Annotated in this window: 21 protein-coding genes and 1 tRNA gene; 12 read left to right on the top strand and 10 right to left on the bottom strand. The window is 69.3% G+C overall.

The features are described 5' to 3' along the window. Positions 1 to 2 precede the first annotated feature (2 nt). Positions 3 to 1388, top strand: coding sequence for a sensor histidine kinase (locus M6D93_RS01200; protein ID WP_249772312.1), 1386 nt, complete (start codon positions 3 to 5; stop codon positions 1386 to 1388). Here M6D93_RS01200 and pknB read toward each other — a convergent pair. From pknB to M6D93_RS01170, 6 genes are all read right to left on the bottom strand, one after another. Next, the gene (pknB, locus tag M6D93_RS01195) at positions 1385 to 3280 is read right to left on the bottom strand and encodes a Stk1 family PASTA domain-containing Ser/Thr kinase (RefSeq protein ID WP_249772311.1); all 1896 of its coding nucleotides are present in this window, start codon (positions 3278 to 3280) and stop codon (positions 1385 to 1387) included. The two genes, M6D93_RS01200 and pknB, sit on opposite strands and share 4 nt — an antisense overlap. A gap of 73 nt (positions 3281 to 3353) precedes the next feature. Then, a complete protein-coding gene (locus M6D93_RS01190; protein ID WP_249772310.1) occupies positions 3354 to 4856 on the bottom strand; it encodes a peptidoglycan D,D-transpeptidase FtsI family protein in 1503 nt (500 codons plus the stop codon). After that, positions 4853 to 6304, bottom strand: a complete 1452-nt coding sequence (locus M6D93_RS01185) for an FtsW/RodA/SpoVE family cell cycle protein (protein WP_249772309.1) — start codon at positions 6302 to 6304, stop codon at positions 4853 to 4855. Before M6D93_RS01185 ends, M6D93_RS01190 begins: the two co-directional genes overlap by 4 nt. Beyond that, positions 6304 to 7761: a protein phosphatase 2C domain-containing protein gene (locus M6D93_RS01180; RefSeq protein WP_249772308.1), complete on the bottom strand. Its 1458-nt coding sequence runs from the start codon at positions 7759 to 7761 to the stop codon at positions 6304 to 6306. Before M6D93_RS01180 ends, M6D93_RS01185 begins: the two co-directional genes overlap by 1 nt. Before the next feature lie 7 nt (positions 7762 to 7768). After that, positions 7769 to 8257, bottom strand: coding sequence for an FHA domain-containing protein FhaB/FipA (locus M6D93_RS01175; protein ID WP_249772307.1), 489 nt, complete (start codon positions 8255 to 8257; stop codon positions 7769 to 7771). A 58-nt stretch (positions 8258 to 8315) separates the two neighbouring features. Further along, positions 8316 to 9347 carry an FHA domain-containing protein gene (locus M6D93_RS01170; RefSeq protein ID WP_249772306.1) on the bottom strand — a complete coding sequence of 344 codons (1032 nt, stop codon included), beginning with the start codon at positions 9345 to 9347 and terminating at the stop codon, positions 8316 to 8318. 281 nt (positions 9348 to 9628) lie between these two features. Between M6D93_RS01170 and M6D93_RS01165 the strand changes: the two genes are divergently transcribed. Then, positions 9629 to 9711 (top strand) — tRNA-Leu (locus M6D93_RS01165). A gap of 177 nt (positions 9712 to 9888) precedes the next feature. Beyond that, a complete protein-coding gene (locus tag M6D93_RS01160; RefSeq protein WP_249772305.1) occupies positions 9889 to 11079 on the top strand; it encodes a thiolase family protein in 1191 nt (396 codons plus the stop codon). Here M6D93_RS01160 and M6D93_RS01155 read toward each other — a convergent pair. Then, positions 11076 to 12089, bottom strand: a complete 1014-nt coding sequence (locus tag M6D93_RS01155; RefSeq protein WP_249772304.1) for an ArsR/SmtB family transcription factor — start codon at positions 12087 to 12089, stop codon at positions 11076 to 11078. The genes M6D93_RS01160 and M6D93_RS01155 overlap by 4 nt on opposite strands. Positions 12090 to 12164: 75 nt before the next feature. Between M6D93_RS01155 and M6D93_RS01150 the strand changes: the two genes are divergently transcribed. After that, complete coding sequence (locus M6D93_RS01150; RefSeq protein ID WP_249772303.1) at positions 12165 to 13472, top strand: MFS transporter; 1308 nt, start codon at positions 12165 to 12167, stop codon at positions 13470 to 13472. A 20-nt stretch (positions 13473 to 13492) separates the two neighbouring features. Here M6D93_RS01150 and M6D93_RS01145 read toward each other — a convergent pair whose 3' ends face one another. Next, entirely contained in the window at positions 13493 to 14383 is an 891-nt protein-coding gene (locus M6D93_RS01145) for a LysR family transcriptional regulator (RefSeq protein WP_249772302.1), read from the bottom strand. Between the two features lie 41 nt (positions 14384 to 14424). Here M6D93_RS01145 and M6D93_RS01140 point away from each other — a divergent pair, with 41 nt between their 5' ends. After that, complete coding sequence (locus M6D93_RS01140) at positions 14425 to 15420, top strand: EamA family transporter (RefSeq protein WP_249772301.1); 996 nt, start codon at positions 14425 to 14427, stop codon at positions 15418 to 15420. Then, entirely contained in the window at positions 15350 to 16399 is a 1050-nt protein-coding gene (locus tag M6D93_RS01135; RefSeq protein WP_249772300.1) for a hydroxyacid dehydrogenase, read from the top strand. The genes M6D93_RS01140 and M6D93_RS01135 overlap by 71 nt, the downstream gene beginning before the upstream one ends. 54 nt (positions 16400 to 16453) lie before the next feature. On the opposite strand, the gene M6D93_RS01130 is transcribed toward M6D93_RS01135, so the two are convergent. Beyond that, positions 16454 to 17854, bottom strand: coding sequence for an NAD(P)/FAD-dependent oxidoreductase (locus M6D93_RS01130; protein ID WP_249772299.1), 1401 nt, complete (start codon positions 17852 to 17854; stop codon positions 16454 to 16456). A gap of 119 nt (positions 17855 to 17973) precedes the next feature. On the opposite strand from M6D93_RS01130, the gene M6D93_RS01125 reads away from it, so the two are divergent. From M6D93_RS01125 to M6D93_RS01110, 4 genes are all read left to right on the top strand, one after another. Beyond that, entirely contained in the window at positions 17974 to 19446 is a 1473-nt protein-coding gene (locus M6D93_RS01125) for an SDR family oxidoreductase (RefSeq protein ID WP_249772297.1), read from the top strand. A gap of 80 nt (positions 19447 to 19526) precedes the next feature. Beyond that, positions 19527 to 20081 (top strand): hypothetical protein, encoded by a 555-nt coding sequence (locus M6D93_RS01120; protein ID WP_249772295.1) that lies wholly within the window; start codon positions 19527 to 19529, stop codon positions 20079 to 20081. Between the two features lie 118 nt (positions 20082 to 20199). Further along, entirely contained in the window at positions 20200 to 20451 is a 252-nt protein-coding gene (locus M6D93_RS01115; protein WP_249772293.1) for a hypothetical protein, read from the top strand. Between the two features lie 59 nt (positions 20452 to 20510). Next, positions 20511 to 20783 (top strand): hypothetical protein, encoded by a 273-nt coding sequence (locus tag M6D93_RS01110; protein ID WP_249772291.1) that lies wholly within the window; start codon positions 20511 to 20513, stop codon positions 20781 to 20783. A 21-nt stretch (positions 20784 to 20804) separates the two neighbouring features. Here M6D93_RS01110 and M6D93_RS01105 read toward each other — a convergent pair whose 3' ends face one another. Beyond that, positions 20805 to 21134, bottom strand: coding sequence for a GNAT family N-acetyltransferase (locus M6D93_RS01105; protein WP_249772289.1), 330 nt, complete (start codon positions 21132 to 21134; stop codon positions 20805 to 20807). 273 nt (positions 21135 to 21407) lie between these two features. Between M6D93_RS01105 and M6D93_RS01100 the strand changes: the two genes are divergently transcribed. Next, positions 21408 to 22007, top strand: a complete 600-nt coding sequence (locus M6D93_RS01100) for a class I SAM-dependent methyltransferase (RefSeq protein ID WP_249772287.1) — start codon at positions 21408 to 21410, stop codon at positions 22005 to 22007. A gap of 176 nt (positions 22008 to 22183) precedes the next feature. After that, complete coding sequence (gene glgX, locus M6D93_RS01095) at positions 22184 to 24322, top strand: glycogen debranching protein GlgX (protein ID WP_249772285.1); 2139 nt, start codon at positions 22184 to 22186, stop codon at positions 24320 to 24322. Positions 24323 to 24326: the final 4 nt, after the last annotated feature.

Genomic DNA, 24326 nt, shown 5'->3' with positions numbered 1-24326 from the left:
CCATGGCACCTGATCCGATCGGCTGGTGGCGGCGCCGGTCCCTGCGAGCCCGGATCACCGTCGTCGCCACCTCGCTGTTCACCATCACCCTCGTCCTCGCCGGATTCGCGCTGCTCTTCACCGTGGGAAAGTCGCTGCTCAACACCCTGGACGCCTCGGCGGAACGGACCGGCCGCGAGGTCGCGGTGCTGGTCCAGCAGAACAAGCTGCCGCAGCAGCTCATCGCCGGCAGCGGTGGCGTCTCGCTCGTCCAGGTCGTCGACGGCCAGAACCGGGTGGTCGCGTTCTCGGCCGCTGCCGACGGGGCGAAGTCGATCCTGCGCGACAACGAACTGACCAAGGCGCGCCTGGGTAACCCGATCAACGTCGATGGGGCCCGGGCCAACAGCGACCAGCCGATCCGGGTCGTGGGGGTGCGCGCCGATCTGCCGGGCGGTCAACGGACGGTACTGGTGGCCACCGACCTCGGACGCGTGCTGGAATCGTCCCGGCTGCTGCAGCGGTATCTGCTCTTCCTGACCCCGCTCGCGGTGATCATGATGGCCGGCCTGACCTGGTGGATAGTCGGCCTCACGCTGCGTCCGGTCGCGGCGTTGCAACGCGGAGCAGCCCAGCTCAGTGCCACCGGGCTGTCACGGTCCCGGCTGCCGGTGCCGACCGCCGAGGACGAGATCTACTCGCTGGCCACGACGCTCAACGACATGCTGGACCGGCTGGACGTCGCCAATTCCAAACAGCGCCGCTTCGTCGGGGATGCGGCCCACGAACTGCGCTCACCGATCGCGTCCCTGCGCCTGCAACTCGAAGTCGCCGGACGGCTCGGGGAGTCCCAGGAGCTGCGGGAGCTCACCTCCGATGCGCTCATCGACGTGGAGCGGCTGTCGAACCTCATCGACGATCTGCTCGCACTGGCCCGTTCGGACGAGCGCGGGGCCATGACCCACCGGGCGCCGGTGCGCCTGGACGAACTCACCCGGGTGATCGTGGCCGGCTACGCCGACGCGCGCGTCCCGGTGACGCTCGGAGAGCTTGCCCCGGTGACCGTGATCGGCGATCGCGACGGCCTCTACCGGGTGATGGTGAATCTCATCGACAACGCGGTCCGTTACGCACGGACGTCGGTCCAGCTGTCGCTGGCACCCGGCACCGGCGCGGATTCGGGCTGGGCGCAATGGTGCATCGCCGACGACGGACCTGGCGTTCCGGCCAACAAGCGGGAGCGCGTCTTCGACCGCTTCTACCGGCTCGACACCGCCCGGTCCCGGGCCGAGGGCGGCACCGGGCTCGGCCTGGCCATCGTTCGGGAGATCATCACCGCACACGCCGGGACGATCACCCTGCACGACAACGATCCGGGCCTGCTGGTCCGGATCACACTCCCCGTCTAGCCCGCCGGGGTGGTGCAGGTCGGCGAGGCGTTCGGGTCGGTCGGGGTGCTGCTCGGCGTCACCGACGGTGTCGCCGAGGGCGAGGACGACGGCGTCGAGCCCGGCGAGGACGACGTCGATCCGGACGCTGAGGGCGAGGTCGAGGTCGAGGTCGAACAGGCCGGTAGCGGTTGCTTGGCCACCTCGAGCGTGATCTTCGTCTTGGGATCGAGGTAGGTGCCCTGGCCGGGGTACATGGCCTGTACCTGACCGACCTTGAAGCCGGTCTTGCGATCGGCCAGGGTCATGACCACGGTCGTCCAGCCGGCGTTGTTCAGCTTGATCCGAGCCTCGTCGTAGGGCAGGTGCAGGACGTTGGGCAGTTTGGCCTTGCCGTCGGCGACCTGGAGCACCACGGTGGTGCCCGGCTGGACACTGGCCAGACCGTTGGGATCCTGGTCGATGACCGTTCCGGCCGGCGCCGCGCTGTGCACGCTCTTGCACTGCGACACCAGCTTGACCTTGGCCAGCTCCGCCGACGCCTGGGCGCAGGTCAGATTCACCTGCGACACCGCGGGCACCTGGACCGGCGCGGGACCGGCGTAGATGGTGAAGCTGACCACGCCGCCCTGGTCGACCTGCTTGCCCGCCGGCGGATCCTGGGTGCAGACGTGATCCTTGGTGACCGGCGTGGACGCGGTCGAGGTGCAGGGACCGTTGCTCTGCTCGGGCGTGGCCGAGTCCGGTGCCAGGCCCGCGGCGCGGATGGCGTTGTTGGCCGCCGCCTGCGACAACCCGATCAGCCGCGGAACCGCCACCAGGGTCGGCGTCTTGGGATTGTCTTTGCGCAGCAGCAAGAACGCCGTACCGCCGATGACCAGCAGGAGCGCGAGCACAACCGCGACCCACATGATCGCGCCGCGACGGCCGCGATGGTCGTCCTCGTCGTCGTAGACCGGCGTCAACACGCCCGGACGTGGGGTGGCCAGCGCCGCGGCGGAAGGACGCGAGATGAACTGCGTCCGTTCCTCGTCGGTCATCACCGATTCGGCCTCCACCGGTTGCCCGGCGATGGCGCGCTGCAGGTCTGCCCGCATCTCCCCGGCGGTCTGGTACCGGTTCAGGGGATTCTTGGCCAGCGCCTTCATCACGATCGAGTCCAGCGCCTTGGTCACCGCCGGATTCTCCGAGGACGGGATCCGCGGGTTCTCGCGAACGTGCTGGTAGGCGACGGCCACCGGGGAGTCGCCGGTGAACGGTGGATGCCCGGTGAGCAGTTCGTAGAGCAGGCAGCCGGTGGAGTAGACATCGGATCGGGCGTCGACCGACTCACCGCGAGCCTGCTCCGGAGACAGGTACTGGGCAGTGCCGATCACGGCCGAGGTCGCCGTCACGGTCGCGGCGTTGTCGGCCAGCGCGCGGGCGATCCCGAAGTCCATCACCTTGACCGCGCCGCTGTTGGTGATCATCACGTTGCCGGGTTTGATGTCTCGGTGCACGATGCCCGAGCGGTGCGAGAAGTCCAGCGCCCCGCACACCTCGGCCACGATCTCCATCGCACGCCGGGCCGGCAACTGGCCCTCGGACTTGAGCACCTCGCGCAGCGTCCGCCCTTGGACGAACTCCATGACGATGTACGGCGAGGGCGTGTCGTCCAGGCCCGCCGGATCGCCGTCCTCGCCGGTGTCGTAGACCGCGACGATCGAGGGATGGTTCAGTCCGGCGGCGGCCTGCGCCTCGCGGCGGAAGCGGTTCTGGAAGGACGGATCGCGGGCCAGGTCCGAGCGCAGCACCTTGACCGCGACCTCGCGACCGAGCCGGATGTCGCGACCGCGGTGGACTTCGGCCATGCCGCCGTAGCCGATGAGCTCACCGAGCTCGTACCGTCCGCCGACCAGGTGTGGCGCTGTCATGAATCCATCCGTTCGGGTGCCGCGTGCGTGGTCACGATGTCGATCGCCTTCGAAGGTTGCCGGCTCACTCGGGTCAATTGCCCTTCACCCCGATCGAGCTGAGGTAGGCCTGCATGACCTGCTTCGCCACCGGGGCCGCGGCCAGGCCACCCGTCGTCTCGTTGCCCGCCACGCCACCGTTCTCGAGGAAGACGGCGACCGCGATGCGTGGCCTGGCCGCGGGTGCGAACCCGGAGAACCAGGCGTGCGGCGGATTGATGTAGGTCCCGTCGGCCTTCTGGGGCCCGTTGTCGGCCGTACCGGTCTTGCCGGCCACGGTGATCCCGGGAATCTGCGCGGCCTGGCCGGTTCCCTGCGCGCTCTGCACGACGCTTTCCATCATGGTGGTCAGCTGGTCGGCCTGGCTGGGCGACAACGGCTGACTCAGGATCTGGGGTGTGGCCTTGCTCAGCGTGGCCAGGTTGGGACCCTGTTCTTCGGCGACCAGGTAGGGCGTCAGCAGCGTGCCCTGATTGGCGACCGCGGCCGAGATCATCGCCGCTTGCAGCGGGGTGATCCGGACGTCGCGCTGGCCGATGCTGGTCTGGGCGAGGGCGGCCTTGTCGACCACCGGCCCGATCGTCGAACCCGCGACCCGGACCGGGATCGTGAAGTCGCTGTCGTTGATGCCGAACAGGTCGGCCTCGCTGCGGACCCTCGAGGTGCCCAGATCCATGCCGAGCTGGGCGAAAGCGGTGTTGCAGGAAATGGTCAACGCGTGGATGAGCGTGTCGGTCGAACCGTTCGCGCACTGCTCGCCCGCGAAGTTGCGCAGCTGCGTGCTCGTTCCCGGCAGCGTCAGCGCATTCGGAGCGGCGATGACCGAACTCGGCGACTTGCCGGCCTTCAGGGCGGCCGCCGAGACGATCACCTTGAACACCGACCCCGGCGGGTAGGTCTCGGTGAACGCCCGGTTCGACAGGGGATTGTCCTTGTCGTTGAGGTAGGCGTTCCACGCCTTCTTGATTCCGGTGGTGGAGTGCGAGCTCAGTTTGGCCGGGTCGTAGGACGGCGTGCTCACCGCCGCGAGCACTGCTCCGGTCGCCGGATCCAGCGCGACCACCGCCCCCCGGCGACCGCCCAGGGCCTGGTAGGCGGCGGTCTGGGCCTGCTTGTTGATCGTGAGCAGCACGTTGCCGCCACGCGGGTCGCGGCCGGTCAGGAGGTTCGTGAGCCGCTGGACGAAGAAGCGGTCGTCGTTGCCGGACAGCACCGAGTCCTCGGCGCTCTCGATCTCGGTGTTGCCGTAGAGGATCGAGTTGAAACCGGTGACCGTCGCGTAGAGCGGGCCGTTCTGGTACGTCCGCAGGTACGTCAGCGCGTCCTTGGTCACCACCGACTCGGAGATCGCGGTACCCGATCCCTGGAGCACGATCGACCCGCGCTGACGCTTGTAATCGTCCAGCGCGACCCGCTGGTTGGCCGCGTTGTCGCGATAACTGGTGCCGTGCAGCACCTGCACCCAGTTCAGGTTGAGGATGACCGCAAGCATCAGGATGCCGACGAACACACTCACCCGGCGGATCTGGCGGTTCATGCCGGGCCCCCGGTCGACAGCGTCCCGGTGGGCGGACCGGCCGGATCACGGTCGGGAACCGGCACCGGGCCGCTGACTGTCGTGACCGCTGAGGGAGGGGTGGTCGGCGGGCGGCGGGCCGCGTCCGAAACCCGGATCAACAGCGCCAGCAGGGCGAAGTTCGCCAGCAGGGACGACCCGCCGTAGGACAGGAACGGCGTCGTGAGGCCAGTCTCGGGAAGCAACCGGGAAATGCCTCCGGCGACCACGAACAACTGCAGTCCGAAGGAGAACCCGATACCGGTGACCAGCAGCTTGCCGAAGGAATCGCGCACCGCGAGGGCCGTCGCGAAGGCTCGGGAGATGAATACGATGTAGATGGCCAGGATCGCCACCAGACCGAACAGGCCGGTCTCCTCGCCGAAGGCGGACAGGATGAAGTCGGACTTGGCCACCGGGACGAGATCGGGATTGCCGCCGCCGAGGCCGGTGCCGAACAGGCCGCCGGTGCCCAGCCCGAACAACGACTGGCTCAACTGGTATCCCTGGTCCTGCATGTAGTTGAACACGTGCAGCCAGACGCTGACCCGTTCCTTGACGGTGGGGAAGATCTGGTACGCGATGTAGCACCCGCCGACGAACAGGAGCAGGCCGATGATCACCCAGCTGATCCGTTCGGTGGCGACGTAGAGCAGCACCACGAACAGCCCGAAGAACATCAGCGACGTGCCCAGGTCCTTGTCGCGCACCAGGACACCGATGCTGATTAGCCAGGCGAGCAGAAGTGGTCCGAAGTCCCGGCCGCGTGGCAGGTCGATCCCGAGCACCCGCCGTCCGGCGAGTGAGAGCACATCACGCTTGGCGACCAGGTACGCCGCGGCGAAGACGGTGAGCGCGATCTTGGAGATCTCGCCGGGCTGAATGGAGAATCCGGCGATCCGGATCCAGATCCGGGCACCGTTGATCTCGCTCATGCTGGCGGGCAGCACGGCCGGCAGCAACAGCAGGAACAACCCGATCAGCGCGAGGGTGTAGGCGTAACGCTGCAGCACCCGGTGGTCGCGGATGATCAGCAGCACGCCCAGGAACGCCACCAGGCCCAGCACGACCCAGACCACCTGGCTCGCCGCACCGGCACCCTGATACGTGCGACCCGCGTCGGAGGCTTGCTGGGCCAGGCCGAGATCGATGCGATGGATCATGACCAATCCGAGTCCGACGAGGACCACCGCGCACGGCACCAGCAGCGGGTCGGCGTAGCTCGCCCACCGTCGGATGGCCAGGTTGGCCACCACCCCGGTGGCCAGCGCCACCAGGGCGTAGGTCGCCACGTGGGCGGTCAGTTGACTGTCCCGGGTGATCTCGATGATCGCCTCCGCCGCGGCCACGACGAGCGTCGCGAAGACGATGTAGCCCAACTCGGCGTTACGTCGCGTCGGCAACCGGTTCGGGCTGTAGCCGCGGGCCATCACTGGCCGTTCCGGCAGGAGTCGCTCGAGCTGGGGTCCGGCGAGGCCAGGGCGGTGTCCAGCGCCGTACTCGGCACTCCGGACGGCGTCGCCGACCCGCTGGCCGCCACCGAGGACCGCGTCGCCGACGATCTCGCAGCGGTGGATCGCGCCGTGGACTTCGAACTCTTCGCCGGCGTGGTCCGGCTCGCGCCGGACGGTCGGGCCGAGGTCTTCGGGGTGGGAGGAGTCGACTTCGGGGTGACCGAGGGCGAGGCCGGCGTGCTGGCGGTGGTGTTGAGGGACGAGCAGAGCGGCAGCAGTGAATCGGTCAACCGCGCCAGGATCTGCTCGCCGTCGCCCCGGCCGCTGGCCGTGATCCCGTTGTTGACCTGCGTCCGCACCGACGGGGTGAGGTCGTTGACCTTGATGTCGCTGTTCTCCACGACCGAGTACAGCGACAGCGGCCCGAACTCGGCATTGACGCCGCGGAAGAGGGCGACCTCGGTCCCGTCGCGCCCGACGAAGTACTGCGACTGGGTCCACGTCCAGCCTGCAATGCCGGCAGCGACGACCAGCGCCAGCGCGCAACCGACGATCACCGGACGTCGCCAGCGGCGCGGACGGTGGTAGCTGACTACGACCTCCGGTTCCTCGCGACCGATGCGGGCTGCGCGCGATGCCGGCGAATCCTCCTGTGGGACAACGGGATCGCGAGGGTCCATCACAGCGCCGCCGACGACCGGCCGATCGTCACCGACCCCGTCGTCGACGACGTCCGCGACGATGCAGGTGACGTTGTCGGGACCGCCGCCGCGCAACGCGAGTTCGATCAGCCGGTCGGCGCACCCCTGCGGGGTTCCCTCGGTGAGGGTTTCTCCCAGCGTCGCGGCACTCACCACGTCGGACAGACCATCGCTGCACAACAGGTACCGGTCACCGACCCGCGCCTCACGAATGGAGATGTCCGGATCCACCTCCGACCCCGTCAGAGCTCGCAGAATCACCGATTTGCGCGGGTGATGCGACGCCTCCTCCGGGGTGAGCTTGCCGGAGTCGACCAGCGACTGGACGTAGGTGTCGTCGTGCGTGATCTGGGAGAGCTGCCCGTTTCGCATCAGGTACGCACGAGAATCACCCACGTGCACAAGGGCGATCCGGCTGCCGGCGAACCGGATGGCGGTGAGGGTGGTGCCCATGCCTTCGAGTTCGGGATCGTTGTCGACGGACTCGGCGATCGCGGCGTTGGCATCGGACACCGACTCCCGAAGGGTCCCGATGAGATCGACGATGGGACGGTCTTCGTCCAACGCCTCCAACGTTCCGATCACGATGTTGGACGCGACCTCGCCGGCCGCATGCCCGCCCATCCCGTCGGCGATCGCCAGCAGGCGCGGACCGGCGTAGACCGAGTCCTCGTTGTTGTTGCGGACCAATCCTCGATCGGAGCGGACCGCGTAGCTGAGCCTCAACGGCATGCCGCGATCACCGCAACTCCATCACGGTCTTGCCGATCTGGATCGGCACGCCGGCCTCCAGCGACACCGGGCCGTCAACCTTCTGCTGGCCCACGAAGGTGCCGTTGGTCGAGCCCAGATCCTCCAGGTACCAGGTTCCGCTGGACTCGCTGATGCGGGCATGCCTGGTCGAGGCGTAGTCGTCGGTGAGGACCAGCGTCGAGTCGTTGGCGCGGCCGATGAAAATGGGCTTGCCGGTCAGGGCCACCCTCGTCCCGGCCAGGCTTCCCTCGACCACCACGAGCTGGGACAGCCCGCCCCGGGGCTTGGCGACGGCGGCGCGGCCGTCGGAGGACGCGTTGCGTTTGGACCGGCGCGGCTTACCGACCGACTGCACGCGCGGCGCCCCAGAGGCACGCAGCTCCGAACGGATCGCACGCACCAGGGCGTAGATGAACAACCAGAGCAGGATCAGAAAGGCGAACCGCATCACCTGAACCGCGAGCGGAGACGTCATGAGACCACCCCGCTCGACACGGAGGCCGCGGACCGTTGCACCGGCCAGGCCCGCTTCGTCACGCGCCGTCCTGCTGGTAGACGAGCCGGGAATGGCCGATCCGGATCACGTCCCCGTGTTGCAACTGCTGACTCTGCACCGAGTGACCGTTGACCGACGTCCCGTTGGTGGAGCCCAGGTCGTAGAGCACGGCCCGGCCGTCGGCGACGTGGATGTCGATGTGCCGGCGCGAGACTCCCTGGTCAAGCAGCTGCAGGTCTGAGTCGTGTCCGCGGCCGACGATGTTGCTGCCCGGGTGCAGTGGGCTGTTCTGGCCGGTCTCGTCGACGATCAACTGGGCCTGGAACCGCGGGCGACGCGGAGGTTCCACATACGGCGCCGGGGCGGGCGGCGGAGCCGGTGGCGGCTGATATGCCGGCGGCTGATGAGGCGGCGGCTGATGAGGCGGCGGCTGATATGCCGGCGGCTGATATGCCGGCGGCTGATATGCCGGTGGCTGAGGCGGCTGGTGAGCCGGCTGATAACCGGGCGGCGGATACGGCGGCGCGAGGTAGCCCGGGGCCTCCGGCTGGAGCGGGGGCGCCTGTCGCGCGGCGTGCTCCGCGGCGTTGTCGGAGGCGGGCGCGGCCGGAGTGCCGAACGGCTCCACGTATTCGTCTGGGCGACCGGGCACCACGGGCATCGACATCGAGTCGTAGGGCCGCCGGCGGGGCGGGGCCTGCGGCTCCATCCGGGACGCGACGCCGAAGACACCGGTATGAAGGCTGTTGTCCTGCGCCAGATAGACCTCGATGTCGCCGACGGTGCCGAGGCCGTTCTCGTCCAGGTGCTCCTGAATGAGTTCGGCCAGCGAACGTGTGAGCTGCGCCTCCCACGGGGCAAGCCGGTCGTAATCGGACGGGCCGAGCGTGACGCGGTACCGGTTGGGCGAGAGAACCTGCCCGGTACCCATGACCGCTCGCTTGTCCGAGGCCTCGCGTTGCAGTGCGGACCCGATCTCGACGGGCTCGACCTGACCCTTGAAAACCCGGGCGAAGGCGGAGCCGACCATGCCTTCCAGGCGGCGCTCGAAGCGCTGTCCGAGGCTCATGGTCTCGGTCCTCCTCTCCCAGGGCTGGGGCGGTGCCGGGATCCGGCGCTGCCGTGCTGTGCTGGCGCATTCTGCTCGTTCGTGGGGTCGTGCGTCGTGCTGGTATGCGATGTCCGTTGCCGAACCGGTCGAACCGACTGGGGGGCAGCGGTCCAGCGCCCCTGTCTCGAATCTCAGGCGGGACGTGAGGTTGATGGTATCTGCGTGGGCTGTGCGGGCGGCTCACCCGGTAATCGCGCGCAGTGTGTCGTGTTAACCTATGACGTCTTTTCAGACGCCTCGGGCAAGTGGCGGAATGGCAGACGCGCACGGTTCAGGTCCGTGTGTCCGTAAGGACGTGGGGGTTCAAGTCCCCCCTTGCCCACGCTGGTTGAGACAGCTGCGACGGCCCTTGATCCCCGGTTTACCGGCGTGATCGAGGGCCGTTTGCTTTCGTGCGACGCGCAGGCGTAACAACGCCCAGCCGGCCAACGCCTACGACCCGGGCGCCGTGGTCAACTACTCGAACCGCCCAGGTACCTCGCCCACCTTTGGAGTCCTCGTGCCCGCCACCTCCGCCTACATCTACGACGCCGTGCGTACGCCCTTCGGCCGCTTCGGCGGCGCGCTGGCCGACGTCCGCACCGATGATCTGGCGGCCGTCCCGCTGCGGGGCTTGCTCGACCGCTCGCCCGACCTCGACCCGGCCGCGGTGGACGAGGTGGTCTACGGCAACGCTAACGGCGCCGGCGAAGACAACCGCAACGTCGGACGGATGGCGGTCCTGCTCGCCGGAATGCCGGTGACGGTCCCCGCGACCACCGTCAACCGGTTGTGCGGGTCGAGTCTGGACGCCGCCATGATCGCCAGCCGCGCCGTCGAGACCGGCGATGCCCACGTCGCGATCGCCGGGGGCGTGGAATCGATGACCCGCGCCCCGTGGGTCCTGCCCAAGCCACGGCGGGGTTTCCCCGCGGGCGACGTGACCGCGGTGTCGACAACCCTGGGCTGGCGGCTGGTCAACCCGGCGATGCCGGAGCCGTACGTGATCTCCAACGGACTGGCCACCGAGCGGCTGGCCGCCGAGTACGGCATCAGCCGTGAACGCCAGGACGCCTTCGCCCTGCGGTCACATCAGGCCGCGGACGAGGCTTGGCGTGCCGGCTTCTACGACGGTCACCTCGTCGCCGTCCCCGGCGTGGCCCTGGCTCGTGATGAAGGCATCCGCGCCGATTCCTCGCTGGACACGCTGGCCGGGCTCAAGCCCGCCTTCGCCACGACCGGCTCGGTCACCGCCGGCAACTCCTCGCCGCTCAGCGACGGTGCCTCGGCCGTCCTGATCGGATCGGAGGCCGCCGCCGAGCGCATCGGCCGGAGCCCGCTCGCCCGGATCGCGGGACGGGGCACGGCGGCCAACGAGCCGTGGCGGTTCGGCTATGCCCCGGTCGAGGCGGCGAACGGCGCGCTGCAGCGGGCGGGGCTGAGCTGGTCCGACGTCGGCGCGGTCGAGCTGAACGAGGCGTTCGCCGCACAGAGCCTGGCCTGCCTCGACGCGTGGCCGGTCGATCCGGCCATCGTCAATCAGCGGGGTGGCGCCATCGCGATCGGGCACCCGCTCGGCGCTTCCGGCGGCCGGATTCTGGCGACGCTCATCGCCGTCCTCAGGCAGTCGGGTCAGCGCTACGGCGTCGCGGCCATCTGTATCGGCGTCGGGCAGGGCCTGGCCGTAGTCGTCGAAAACGTCGCGCCCTAACGGAGGCTCCCCTCGGCTCCGGTGATCAGCGCGGTGCCGAGCTCGGTTCTTCGATAACGGACCTCCCGTCCGAGGCGAGTGGCACTGAGCAGACCGGCGTCGCGCAGACGGTGCACGTGGACCGACGTCGTCGCCGGGCTCAGCCCGTGCCGCAACGCCAAGGCTGTGGTGGACCGCGGTTCGGCCAGGTCCTGCAACAGCTGCGCGCGACTCTCGCCGAGGATCGCGGCCAGCGCGCCCAGGGCCGGTTCCGGGGTGGCCCAGAGGTTTCCGACGCCACGAGCGGGATAGGCGAGGCTCGGTGGCCACGGCGGGTCGATCACGGTGAGCACCAACGGCCAGCAGAACGCGCTGGGCATCAACAGCAGTCCCCGGCCGCCGAGTTCCACGACCGCGGCGTCGTTGCCGTGCACGGTGATCCGATCCGGAGCGAAGCGGATGTCTTCGTGCAGGTCGGCCAACATCGCGCCGTAGCCTCGCCGCGCCATCGCTCGCGACCGAAAGGCGATGTCGTCCTCGACCAGTTTGCGGATCGCCGGCCAGAACGGCTCGACCAGAACCCGCCAGGCGATGCGGAGTTCGTCGGTCAACTGTCCCACCGCCAGCGGCGGGTTCTCGATCAACGGTTGCAGGACGGCCCGCCGCTGTCGGGTCGATCGCGAGCGCAGGCTGCGCATGAGGTCGGCCCGGACGGCCGGTGGCGGGTAGGCGCGGACCGCGGCCAGTTCCTCCTCGATCCCGGGAGCGGTGGCCGCACCGGATGCCCCGGTTGGTGCGGGCACCAGGAAGTCCGGGACCCAGACCGGGCCGGGCGACGGGGTCAGCGCGGCGAGGGCCGGGATGCGGGGTAGCAACGCCGCGACGTCGATCGTCTCGGCCCACCGCAGATGGTGCTGGCGGACGCGGGGGGAGCGCAGCGTCATGACCGCCTGCACCGTTTCCCACAGCGGCGAATGAGCGAACCGGAATCGTGGCCAGTCCGCCGCGGTGACCTCGAAGACGGTCGCCATGCGCCGACCCCCCTTCGGATTCGGTCTGGGACGAATCTATCGCGGCCGGCGGGTTCCGCGAGGCAACCTCCTTGCGTGAGCGACACCCCACCGGACACCGACCAGCTGCCGGCCACAGACCCGGCCGCACACCCGGCCACAGACCCGGCCGCAGACCCGGCCACAGACCCGGTCGCGGGCGTGCGCGGCGGCTACCGCCAGGCGTTGGCCGTGCGCGAGTTCCAGGTGGTCAGCGCCGCCCGCCTGGTCTCGATCCTCGGCGACAGCGCCGCCTACCTCGCGGTGACGGTTCTGGTCTTCCAGCGCACCGGATCCGCCCTGCTCGCCTCGACGACGTTCGCCATCTCCTTCGTGCCCTACCTCTTCGGCGGCACGCTGCTGGCCGCGCTGACCGACCGGCTGCCCCCACGTCGCCTGATCGTCGGGACGGACCTGCTGGCCGGCGGCCTGGTCCTGCTACTGGCCTGGCCGGGAGCACCCATCGCACTGATCTTCCTGATCCTGTTCGCGGTCGGGACGATGGCGCCGGTGCGCGGTGGTTGCATCGACTCGCTCGTGGTCGTGCTGCTGCCGGCCGACAGCTACGTCGCCGGACGTTCGGTGCAACGGATCATCGCTCAGGGCGCGCAGCTGGTGGGCATCGCCGCCGGAGGTGCGCTCATCGCCCCCCTCGGGCCCCGGGGCGCACTACTGGCCGACGTGGGCAGCTTCGTGTTGTCGGCGGTGATTGTGCGGGCCGGCCTGGCCCATCGTCCCTGCGCACCGAGCGAGGGCCGCCGAGGCGTGGTGAGCGATTCGCTGGCCGGGGTCCGCCGGGTCTGGGCCGAGCCGGCCGTGCGTCGGTTGCTGCTGCTGGGGTGGACGGTTCCGTTCGTGGCGGTCGCCCCCGAAGCGTTGGCCGCGCCGGCGGTGAGCGGGCTGGGCCGCACGGCCGGCTGGGTCGGCCTCTGGCTGGCCGCCATTCCCGTCGGGATGATCGTCGGTGACCTGGTCGTGGTCCTCGTCCTGCCGCGGCGACTGCAGTTGCGCCTGACCTGGCCACTCGCTCTCGCGCTCCCGGCGGTGCTGGCGGCCTTCTGGCTCGAGCCGGGCTTCTGGCCGGCGATGGCCCTGCTGCTGGCTTCCGGGGCGACGTCCGCCTATGGCCTGGGCGTGGACCGGATGCTGCGCGATGTCACGCCGGAGACACTGCGGGGCCGCACGTTCGCCCTCAACGGGACGGGGCTGATGGTGTGTCAGGGCACCGGTTTCGTGGCGGCGGGCGCTGTCGGCGAGGTCCTTCGCCCCGGACCGGCCGTCGGCCTGATCGCGGCCGTCGGGCTCGTCGCCGTGCTGTTGCTGCCGCTGCCTGACGTCCCGCCTGCCTCCGACAGCCACGGCTGAGCGCCGGCGCTGGGGGGCCTTCACGCGTCGAGCCGCTCCAGCAGAAGCGCCAGGGGCGACCACTGCTGCCGACCCCGCCGTACCGCGGCGTAGGCGCGGAGCGTGACGGCCGGCTCCGCCAGCGGGATCAGCGCCACTCCGGGCCCGACCGGGCGGGCCATCGGCAGCAATCCGACCCCGAGCCCGGCAACGATCAGTTCCTCGACCAGTTCCAGCCCGTCGGCGCGGTGCGTCACCCGTGGGTCGAAGCCGGCCATCGATCCGATCAGCCGGACCACATCGGAATCGGCTCGGTTGCGGGAGTTGCCGATCCATTCGCGGCCGGCGAAGTTCCGGAAGACCTCGAGAGACGTGCCGGTCACGGCGTCGGCGTGGGGAACGCCCAAGCCCCAGGCGGCGGCCCAGAGCGGCCGGAACTCGAAGCGGTCGTCCTGCTCGACCGGAGCCAGGTCATAGTCGTAGACCAGGGCCAGATCGATGTCGTCGGAGGACAGCAACGCCAGCGACTCGTAGGGCTCATGCTCGGCGACGACGACCTGGACCGCGGGATGGCTGCGGGCGATCCGGACCATCGCCGGCAGCAGCGAGCGGCGGATCGCGGTCGCGAAGCCGGACACGCGCAGGACGCCGACCGGCTCACCATCAGGATCGAGGTCCATGCGGGCCGCCTCGACCGCGGCCAGGATCGTCACCGCACGATCGGCGAGTCGGCGCCCGGCCGGGGTCAGCCGCACGCGCCGGCCGTCCGGCTCGAGCAGCGGGGTCCGGGCCTCGGCCGCCAGTGCGGCGATCTGCTGGGACACCGTCGATGTGGTCGTGCCGAGCGCCCGGGCGACTTCGACCATCGAACCGAGCCGCCGAAGTTCGAGCAGGTACTCCAGCCGCCGGGTTTCCACGCTCGAATTGTTCATGAAAACTGGATGGTTTGTCCACGATTATCACGTGGACGTGAATGACATCGTTCGGCTTCACTGTTGCGGTGAAGACGTACTCCACCCCGCGCTCCTCGGTCCGCACCGGCGTGCTGATGTCGATCGGTTCGATGGTGTGCGTCCAACTCGGTGTCGCCGTCTCGGTGGACCTCTTCGATCGGCTCGGACCCGAAGGAGCCGCCGCGCTCCGGCTGGGGTGGGCGGCGCTGATCCTGCTCGTCCTCGTCCGACCGCGACTGTCGGCATTCTCGCGATCGACGCTGGCCGCCACGGTGATCCTCGGCGTCATCACCGCGGCTATGACCCTGCTGTTCATGGCGGCGGTCGATCGGCTGCCGATCGGCACCGCCAGCGCGCTGGAGTTCCTCGGCCCCCTCGCGGTCGCCGTGATCCGCGGCCGGCACGGGTCCCGGATCTGGCCGGCATGCGCAGCCGCCGGAGTCCTGCTGCTCACCGAGCCGTGGCGCGGCGGATCGGACCCCGCCGGTATCGCGTTCGCCCTGGCCGCCGCGCTCTGCTGGGCCGGCTACATCCTGCTCACCCAACGAGTGGGGGACGAGGTGGCGGGCTTGCAGGGGCTGGCGGTCTCCATCCCGGTAGCTGCTGTGGTCGCCGGCGTTGTCGCCGCCGTCCCCGCCGTCGCCGCTGCGGCCGCAGGACGTCAACTCGTCGGCCACCTCGACCCGGGTGTGGCGCTGGCGGGCCTGGGCCTGGCCATCCTCCTGCCGGTACTCCCGTTCAGCCTGGAACTGCTCGCCCTTCGACGCCTGACCACGGCCGCCTTCGGGACCCTGATGAGCCTCGAGCCCGCCATCGCCGTCGTGGTGGGTCTGATCCTGCTGAACCAGGTGCCTCGACCCAGCGCGCTCGCCGGCATCGTGCTGGTCGTGATCGCCGGCATCGGAGCCGAGCGCACCGGCGCGCGTCCGGCTAGCATCGGCGGCCATGACCGCTCCACCGAGCCCGGCCCTGCCGGCGAAGCCGACGGTCGTGATCTCGCCGGAGCCTCGGCGTAATCACGAGATCTTCAGCCCGCAGGTGTGGGCCGAACTGACCACCGCCTTCGACGTCGTCGACCTGCAGGGGCGCCCGGACGAGCTGGATCAGCATCTCGCCCAGGCGTTCGCCATCGTCGGCCAACCGGACCTGCCGGCCTCGCGACTGGACAGCGCCCCCGGCCTGAAGGCGATCCTCAACGTGGAGGGCAACTTCTATCCCAACGTGGACTATCCACGCTGCTTCGAACGCGGCATCCACGTGCTGGGTTGCGGTCCGGTCTACGCGGTACCGGTGGCCGAATTCGCGCTGGGGCTCGCGCTGGACCTCGCGCGTGGCATCTCGCGGCAGGACCGGGCTTTCCGGGCCGGCCGGGAATCGTATGTGGGAGCTGACAACGCGGACGCGATCACGTTGACGGGGGCGCGGATCGGCGTGATCGGCTTCGGCAATCTGGGGCGCGCGCTACTCCCCCTGCTGACCCCGTTCCGGGCCACGGTGCGTGCCTACGATCCGTGGCTGCCCGACGGTGTCCTGGCCCAGGCCGGCGCGATTCCCACCGGATTGGACGAGGTGCTGAGCACGAGCGATGTGGTGTTCGTCCTCGCCACCGTCACCGCCGACAGCGAGCACCTGATCGGAGCACGCGAGCTGGCGCTGCTTGCCGACGGTGCCCGGCTCGTCCTGGTCAGCCGCGCGGCCGTGGTGGATTTCGAAGCGCTGCTGGAGCACGTCGGAGCCGGCCGGATCCAGGCCGCGGTCGACGTCTGGCCGGACGAGCCGATGCCGGCGGACTACCCCGGGCGCGGGCTGGAGGGTCTGGTGCTGTCACCGCACCGGGCCGGTGGTATCCCGTCGGCGTTCCTGGAGATCGGCCGGCTGGTCGTGGACGACCTGACCCTGATCGCCCGCGGGTTGCCGCCGGTGCGCATGCAGGCCGCCGCGCGCGAACTGGTCGGCCGGTACCGAAACCGGCCGGTGGCCACGCCCAAGGACTGACCCTGCAGAACATGCACACGCTCCGGCCGCGCACACGGTCAGGACGTAGAACGGTCAGGAATCGAAGCCGAGTCCGGCACGGTCGAGGGCTCGCAGCCACAGGTTCCGGCGCCCCTCGTGGCGGTCGGCGGCGGCCAGCGACCAACGGGTGGCCTGAATGCCGGCGTAGGCCAACGGCTCGGGTGGAAACGGCAGCGGCTTGGTGCGAACCAGTTCGAGCTCGCGGCGCTCGCTGGGACGGTCGTCCAGCAGGTCGAGCATGACGTTGGCCCCGAATCGGCTGGCCCCGACGCCGAGGCCGGTGTAGCCGAGGGCGTACGCGAGCCGGCCGCCGTAGCCGGTACCGAAGAAGCCGCAGAACCGGGTGGAGGTGTCGATCGCCCCGCCCCAGCGATGGGTGAAGCGGAGCCCCTCCAACTGCGGGAAGGTCTGGAAGAACTGCTCGGCCAGCAGGGCGAAGGTGGCCGGCCGCTCGTCGTAGCGGGCGGCGATGCGGCGGCCGAAGTAGTAGACCGCGTCGTAACCGCCCCACAGGATGCGGTTGTCGCGGGTGAGCCGGTAGTAGTGGAACTGGTTGGCCGAGTCGCCGATCCCCTGGCGGTTGCGCCAGCCGATTGCGGCCAGCTGCTCGCTGCTCAGCGGTTCGGTGACCAGCACGTAGTCATAGACCGGGACGGTATGCAGCCGGATCCGGCGCAGCAGCGGGGTGAAGGCGTTGGTGCCCAGCGCGACCCGGCGAGCGGTCACCGTCCGAGCACCGGAGCCCGCGTCGGAACCGCCGGTGATCAGGGCGAGCGCATCGCCAGGTCGACCGGACGAGCGGCGGATCCCCTGGACCGGGGTGTTCTCGACGATGCGGACCCCGAGTTCCTCCGCCGCCCGCGCCAGGCCCCACGCCAGGCGAGCCGGGTCCAGCATCGCGGTCGTGTCGCGGTTCCAGGAGCCGGCGAGGTAGGTGGGCGAATCCACCTCCGCCCGCACCGCGGCGGTGTCGAGAAACTCGCCGTCACCGGCTCGCAGTTCGGCGACCTGGTAGGGCGCGGTGGCGACGTTCAGTTCGCCGGTGCGCTCGAAGGCGCAGTCGATGCCGTAGCGGGCCACCGTGTCGCCGATCTCCTGCAGGTTCTGCCGGCCGAGCTCGTCCAGTCGCGAGTACTCGTTCGGAAAGCGGTCGCGTCCGTTGGCCTCGCCATGGGTCAGGCTGGCGGCGCAGAAGCCGCCGTTGCGTCCGGTCGCCGCCCACGCCAGCCGGCTGCCCTCGAGAAGGATGACGTCGCGGTCCGGGTCAGCCTCCTTGGCCAGCAGCGCGGTCCAGAGTCCGGAGAAGCCGCCGCCGACCACGGCCAGGTCCGCGGAGGTGTCGGTGGCGAGCGTCGGACGGGGCGCCGGGCGGTCCTCGGTGTCGAGCCAGAACGGGATGGGCGCGCTTGCGGACCACGACGCGGCATAAGGCACCGGCTGAGCGTAAGTGACAGCGATGGTCCGGACAATCCAGCGATTGCCCTGTCACAATAGCGGGGCGACGGGCGGAGCAGACGGTCAGCGGAGTCCGTTGCGCCAGGGACAATTGGACCGTGACCGACCTCAGCGATCTCGACCTGCAGCCAGCGATCAGCGCACCGACGGAACCGCGGATCGACCCGCGGGAACTGGCTACCTGTCTGGACGTGCTGGCCCGCTTGCACACCGTGCCCGAGGACCATCCCGATCACGTCGCCGTCCGCCAGGCGACCTCGCGCATGTTCAAGGCGGTCAAGAAGCACCGGCGGTCCGAGCGGCGCGCTGCGGTCATCGCCGCCGACCAGGCCGTCGTCGCGGCTACCGCGACCGGCTCGCCGCAGCGGATCGACGACGAGACCAACGGAATCCCGCTGGTTTCCGCGACGGTCGGCGCGACGGCCGGCACCCTGATCACGCCGCGTCCGTGCTACATCTGCAAACGCGACTACCAGCTCGTCGACGCCTTCTACCACCAGCTGTGTCCGGACTGCGCCGCGTTCAACCACGCCAAGCGAGGCGCCCGGACGGACCTGGCCGGCAAACGAGCCCTGCTCACCGGCGGCCGCGCGAAGATCGGGATGTACATCGCCTTGCGGCTGCTGCGCGACGGGGCGCACACCACGATCACCACGCGCTTCCCCAACGACGCGGTGCGGCGGTTCACGGCGATGGAAGACAGCGCCGACTGGCTGCACCGGCTCAAGATCGTCGGCATCGACCTTCGCGATCCCGCCCAGGTCGTCGCCCTGGCCGATACGGTCGCCTCCAGGGGTCCCCTGGACATCCTGATCAACAACGCCGCCCAGACCGTCCGCCGCTCCCCGGGTGCCTACGCGCCCCTGGCCGCCGCCGAGGCCGCCGAGCTTCCCGAGGGGCCGCTGCCGGAGATCGAGACGTTCGACCGGACGTCGGAGGCGCACCCGGCCGCTCTCGTCGGCTCCCTGGCCGCCCATCCCACGGCCCACGCGCTGACCTCGCTCGCGCTTCGGGCCGGCTCGGCCGCCGCGGACCGGATCGCCGACCAGACCGCGATCGACGCCGGCGGCCTCGTTCCCGACCTGCACCACACGAACTCCTGGGTCCAGGCCGTCGGCGAGATCGACGCTCTCGAACTGCTCGAGGTGCAGCTGTGCAACTCGACGGCGCCGTTCATCCTGATCAACCAGCTCCGCCCGGTCCTGGCCGCGTCGCCGGCCACGCGCACCTATGTCGTCAACGTCTCGGCGATGGAGGGGGTCTTCTCCCGTGGCTACAAGGGCCCGGGGCACCCCCACACCAACATGGCCAAGGCCGCGCTGAACATGCTCACCCGGACGAGCGCAGCCGAGCTGTTCACCGACGGGATTCTGATGACCAGCGTCGATACCGGCTGGATCACCGACGAACGTCCACACCCAACCAAGATGCGGCTGGCCGCCGACGGTTTCCACGCGCCGCTGGACCTCGTCGACGGTGCCGCCCGGGTCTATGACCCGATCGTGCGGGGCGAGGCCGGCGAGGACCTCTACGGCGTCTTCCTCAAGGACTACGCGCAGTCCGGGTGGTAACGCGCCGTCCGGGTGGTAACGCGCCGTCCGGGTGGTAAGAGGTTGACGGTGACGTTGGTCGAGGCCTTACCGTGTCCGACATGACCGCCGACGACGACCCCACCCTCCCGCCCGGCGATCACGGCGTTGCCCGCGGCGTCGATGGCGGCGTCGATGGCGGCGTCGATGGCAGCGTCGATGGCGGTGTCGATGGCGGTGTCGATAACCGAGCACTGGGGATCGCGCTGTTCAACCAGACCTGGACCCTGATCGAGAAGCAGGACCGGACTGCAGCCGAGGACGACGCCATGCTGCACATGGCCCACGCGTCCCGCCATCACTGGGGTCAGGTCGGCCGGCCGGAGCATCTCGCTCGCGGGGAGTGGCAGATCTCGCGGGTGTACACCGTGCTCGGGCGCGCCGAGCCAGCCGGCCATCACGCACGTCGCTGCCTGCAGATCTGCCAGGACAACGCAATCGCCGACTGGGATCTCGCCTTCGCCTACGAGGCCTTGGCGCGTGCTGCCTCGGTCGCCGGCGACGCCGAGGCCACCCGGGGATACCTGCGCCGAGCCCGCGAGGCGGCCGAAGCCATCACCGAGGACGAGGATCGAGAGCTCGTGCTCAGCGACCTCGCCACGATCCCGGCCCCCTGACGGCGATCGGTCCGCCGCTCGCCGCCCGTCACGATCGGTCCGCCGCTCGGCGCCCCGTCACGATCAGGCACTATCGACGGTGACCTTCACTCGTCCTGTCCATCCTGAGGAGGCGGCCATGCCGGTACGGACCATCTGGAAGTGGGCCGCCACGGTCACGGTGCTCGCGGTGGCCGACCTGTTACTGACGATCCACGCCCACGAGAGCTTCCGCCATCACGCCAACGGTCCGAGCGTGATGTCGATCGGGCAGTTGCTCGGCTGGGCGACGACGGTGGTCCTGTTCGTCATCGCGGTGCTCATAGCGCTGGGCGCACGCAACGCCAAACGGCGCAATGCCGACCGGATCCCGCCCCGTTCGCGCCGCTGACCACGTCACATTTCCCGCACCGGACGTATCACGCGACGACTGGCGGCGTCTTTGTCGGTGTGAGCACCAGAATCCGGCCGCGCAGCGACCACGAGGGCGAGCGCATCGAGGCGATCTTCTACGTCGCGGAAGCCAGCGCGCCACAGCGGGCCGGCGACGAGTCACTCATGCTGCACGGCGTGCTCTTCGTGCCTGGGACGAAAGCGGCGTCAGCGACCCATCGGTGCGTACCACCGGCCGGGCAGCGGATCGAGCCGGGCCAACGGCTACCGGTACTGGTCGATCCGGCCGATCCGCACGAGCTGACGGTGTGCTGGGAATTCGCCGCCTGACCGGTTCCACTCAGGCGTCGATCACAGCCCGAAGCGCCGCCGGTCCGCGAGCGGGACGAGGCCGGCCTTCTCCGGGTGCTTGTGCAGGTACGCCCGAACGAACGGGCAGGTCGGCAGCACCGAGATGCCGCGGGCGGCAACCGAGTCCACAGCAGCGCTGATCAGCTGAGTGCCCAGACCCCGGCCTTCGACGCTCGGGTCGATCTCGGTATGGAAGAACTCATACAGGTCCGGTGCCACGGCCGAGTAGCGGGTGAACCCGGCCAATCGCCCGTCGGATGAGATCTCGAAGCGGTGGGCGGCGAGATTCTCCGCGACCAGAATGGATTCCGTGCCGGGGCCGTCGGTCATGCTTCGAACGTAATCGCCAAGTATGAGCATCGCCAGACGCTCTCGCGTCCGGACGGGGCGCGAAATCGGTGAGGTTTACCCAGCACGGGTCGTGACAAACGTGACCAGAGCCTCGAAACGACAAGGTCGCCATCCGCGACCCGCGGCTGTCTTTGCCGGTACTGTGAAGGAAACGGTTCAGCAGGCAGCCGCGACGGATGTTCACGGCACGTCTGGCTCAAGTCCCCCGAGCTGTCACGAGCCAGTTGAAGTCTTGTGGCGAAGGTGGGCGGCATGACTGATCTCGAGCATCTCAACGAACTGTTCGCGGCCAGCGAAGATCCCTGGCACATGCGCAGCGGGTGGCACGCCCAGCGCAAGCGCGACCTCCTGCTGGCCAGCCTGCCCAACAGTCGCTACGACTACACGTTCGAACCCGGCTGTTCCGCAGGCGAGCTGACCCCGGAACTGGCGCGCCGGAGCGAGCGTGTGCTGGCCGTCGACGGCTTCCGTGAGTCGGTCACCGCGACCCGGAACCGAACCGCCCACCTGTCCAACGTCGTGGTCGAACACCGGCACGTCCCGTCGGAATGGCCTCGCGAGCAGAAGTTCGACCTCATCGTGCTGAACGAGATCGGCTCGATGACCAACTCCTCGGACTGGGCCGCCCTGTCCGACGCCGTGCTGGGCAGCCTCACCTCCGACGCAACCGTCCTGGCCTGCCACTGGCGCCACCACTTTCCCGGCCGAACGCTGTCCACCGACACACTGCACGGCCTGCTCGACAGCATTCTCGGCTTACCCCGGCAGACGAAAGTCACCGACGCCGACTTCACTATCGCGGTCTGGACGACCCGGCCCAGGACCACGACCGAACGAGACGGAACCTTCTGACTATGGCCGCTTCCAGCCGTAAGAGTCGCCCCCAGAAAGCCACCGATACCACCGCCGAGACCGAAACGAGCACCCAAGACATCAGCACTGACACTGCCGGCACTAGCATCGCGGCCTCCTCCACCGCGCAAGCACCTGCGACCGAGACCGAAACAGCCGCACGAGAGACTGTTGCGATGCGCAGCGAGCAGCCCACCACCCCCGCCATCCTTCCGTGGCCCGGCAAGGCCTACCCCCTGGGCGCCACCTACGACGGATCGGGCACCAACTTCGCCCTCTTCTCCGAGGTCGCCGAGCGGGTCGAGCTCTGCCTGTTCGACGCCGACGGGACCGAGACCAGGGTCGCGCTGCCCGAGGTCGATGGTTTCGTCTGGCACGCCTTCATCCCACGCATCGAGCCCGGCCAGCGCTACGGCTACCGGGTGCACGGGCCGTACGAGCCCGAATCCGGCCACCGCTGCAACCCGAACAAGCTACTGCTCGACCCGTACTCGAAGGCCATCGACGGCACGTTCCAGTGGGACCAGTCGCTGTTCAGCTACAACTTCGGCGATCCGGACAGTCGCAACGACGACGACTCCGCGGCCAGCATGCCCAAGTCCGTGGTCATCAACCCCTTCTTCGACTGGGGTGTCGACCGCCCGCCGAAGCGCGAGTACGCCGACACGGTGATCTACGAGGCCCACGTCAAGGGTCTGACCGAGACCCACCCGGGTGTCCCGGAAGCCATCCGCGGAACGTACTCCGCGATCGCCCACCCCGTGATGATCGACCATCTCAAAGACCTGGGGATCACCGCGATCGAACTGATGCCGGTGCATCACTTCGCCAACGATTCGACCCTGATCGACAAGGGTCTTTCCAACTACTGGGGTTACAACACGATCGGGTTCTTCGCGCCCGACCACAAGTACACCTCGACGCCGACCCCGGGCGGACAGGTTCAGGAATTCAAGGCCATGGTGCGTGCGCTGCACGAGGCCGACATCGAGGTCATCCTGGACGTCGTCTACAACCACACCGCCGAAGGCAACCACCTCGGGCCGACGCTGTCCATGCGCGGGATCGACAATGCCGCCTACTACCGCACGGTCGAGGACGACCAGCGCTACTACATGGACTACACCGGCACCGGAAACAGCTTCAACGTCCGGCACCCGCACGCACTGCAGCTGATCATGGACTCGCTGCGGTACTGGGTCACCGAGATGCACGTCGACGGATTCCGTTTCGACCTGGCCTCGACCCTGGCGCGGGAGTTCTACGACGTCGACCGGCTCTCCAGCTTCTTCGAACTCGTTCAGCAGGACCCGACCGTCAGCCAGGTCAAGCTCATCGCCGAGCCGTGGGACGTCGGCCCCGGCGGCTACCAGGTCGGCAACTTCCCGCCGCAGTGGACGGAATGGAACGGCAAGTACCGCGACACCGTAAGGGATTTCTGGCGCGGTGAACCGGCCACCCTGGGCGAGTTCGCGTCCCGGCTCACGGGCTCGGCCGACCTGTACGAGCACTCGGCTCGACGCCCGGTGGCTAGCATCAACTTCGTCACCGCCCACGACGGTTTCACGCTACGGGACCTGGTCTCCTACAACGAGAAGCACAACGAGGCCAACGGCGAGGACAACAACGACGGCGAGAGCCACAACCGGTCCTGGAACTGCGGCGTCGAGGGCGAGACCGACGACCCGGAGATCCTCGAACTGCGCGGGCGGCAACAACGCAACTTCATCGCCACGCTCTTGCTGTCGCAGGGTGTGCCGATGCTGTGTCACGGCGACGAACTGGGTCGCACCCAGGGCGGCAACAACAACGGCTTCTGCCAGGACGACGAGATCACCTGGGTCCATTGGGACGCCGTGGACGAGGGCCTGCTGCTGTTCACCCAGGCCGTGGCCAAGCTGCGCCGCGATCACCCGGTGTTCCGCCGCCGGCGATTCTTCGACGGCCTACCGGTGCGGCGCAAGGGCAGCGAGGGGCTTCCCGACATCGACTGGTTCACCCCGGACGGCAGCGAAATGACCGACGAGGACTGGGGTTCCGGTTTCGGCCGCTCGGTCTCGGTCTACCTCAACGGTCAGGGCATCCCGGACCGCAACTCGCGTGGCGAACGCGTCGTCGACGACTCCTTCGTGCTGTGCTTCAACGCTCACTCGGAGCCGATCGAGTTCACCCTGCCCAAGCCGGAGTACGGCAAGAACTGGCAGCCGGTCGTCGACACCTCCGGCCCGACGACCTTCGACGTGGAACCGGTCGAGGCCGGCGGCGTGGTCACCCTCGGCGCCCGGTCCCTGATGGTCCTGCAGGGCACGGACTGACGGG

Source organism: Jatrophihabitans telluris (assembly GCF_023516435.1).
GTDB lineage: Bacteria > Actinomycetota > Actinomycetes > Mycobacteriales > Jatrophihabitantaceae > Jatrophihabitans_A > Jatrophihabitans_A telluris.
Note: the sequence above shows the minus strand (reverse complement) of the source record. Positions and strands in the feature narration are given on the sequence as shown.

Bases quoted from the DNA above. Each gene is read 5' to 3' on its own strand.
- glgX (WP_249772285.1), top strand. From the start codon at position 22,184: ATGCGCAGCGAGCAGCCCACCACCCCCGCCATCCTTCCGTGGCCCGGC.
- M6D93_RS01170 (WP_249772306.1), bottom strand. From the start codon at position 9,347: ATGAGCCTCGGACAGCGCTTCGAGCGCCGCCTGGAAGGCATGGTCGGC.
- M6D93_RS01100 (WP_249772287.1), top strand. From the start codon at position 21,408: ATGACTGATCTCGAGCATCTCAACGAACTGTTCGCGGCCAGCGAAGAT.
- M6D93_RS01115 (WP_249772293.1), top strand. From the start codon at position 20,200: ATGCCGGTACGGACCATCTGGAAGTGGGCCGCCACGGTCACGGTGCTC.
- M6D93_RS01155 (WP_249772304.1), bottom strand. From the start codon at position 12,089: ATGGCGACCGTCTTCGAGGTCACCGCGGCGGACTGGCCACGATTCCGG.
- M6D93_RS01140 (WP_249772301.1), top strand. From the start codon at position 14,425: ATGACATCGTTCGGCTTCACTGTTGCGGTGAAGACGTACTCCACCCCG.
- M6D93_RS01175 (WP_249772307.1), bottom strand. From the start codon at position 8,257: ATGACGTCTCCGCTCGCGGTTCAGGTGATGCGGTTCGCCTTTCTGATC.
- pknB (WP_249772311.1), bottom strand. From the start codon at position 3,280: ATGACAGCGCCACACCTGGTCGGCGGACGGTACGAGCTCGGTGAGCTC.
- M6D93_RS01180 (WP_249772308.1), bottom strand. From the start codon at position 7,761: ATGCCGTTGAGGCTCAGCTACGCGGTCCGCTCCGATCGAGGATTGGTC.
- M6D93_RS01105 (WP_249772289.1), bottom strand. From the start codon at position 21,134: ATGACCGACGGCCCCGGCACGGAATCCATTCTGGTCGCGGAGAATCTC.
- M6D93_RS01135 (WP_249772300.1), top strand. From the start codon at position 15,350: ATGACCGCTCCACCGAGCCCGGCCCTGCCGGCGAAGCCGACGGTCGTG.
- M6D93_RS01145 (WP_249772302.1), bottom strand. From the start codon at position 14,383: ATGAACAATTCGAGCGTGGAAACCCGGCGGCTGGAGTACCTGCTCGAA.
- M6D93_RS01185 (WP_249772309.1), bottom strand. From the start codon at position 6,304: ATGGCCCGCGGCTACAGCCCGAACCGGTTGCCGACGCGACGTAACGCC.
- M6D93_RS01200 (WP_249772312.1), top strand. From the start codon at position 3: ATGGCACCTGATCCGATCGGCTGGTGGCGGCGCCGGTCCCTGCGAGCC.
- M6D93_RS01190 (WP_249772310.1), bottom strand. From the start codon at position 4,856: ATGAACCGCCAGATCCGCCGGGTGAGTGTGTTCGTCGGCATCCTGATG.
- M6D93_RS01120 (WP_249772295.1), top strand. From the start codon at position 19,527: ATGACCGCCGACGACGACCCCACCCTCCCGCCCGGCGATCACGGCGTT.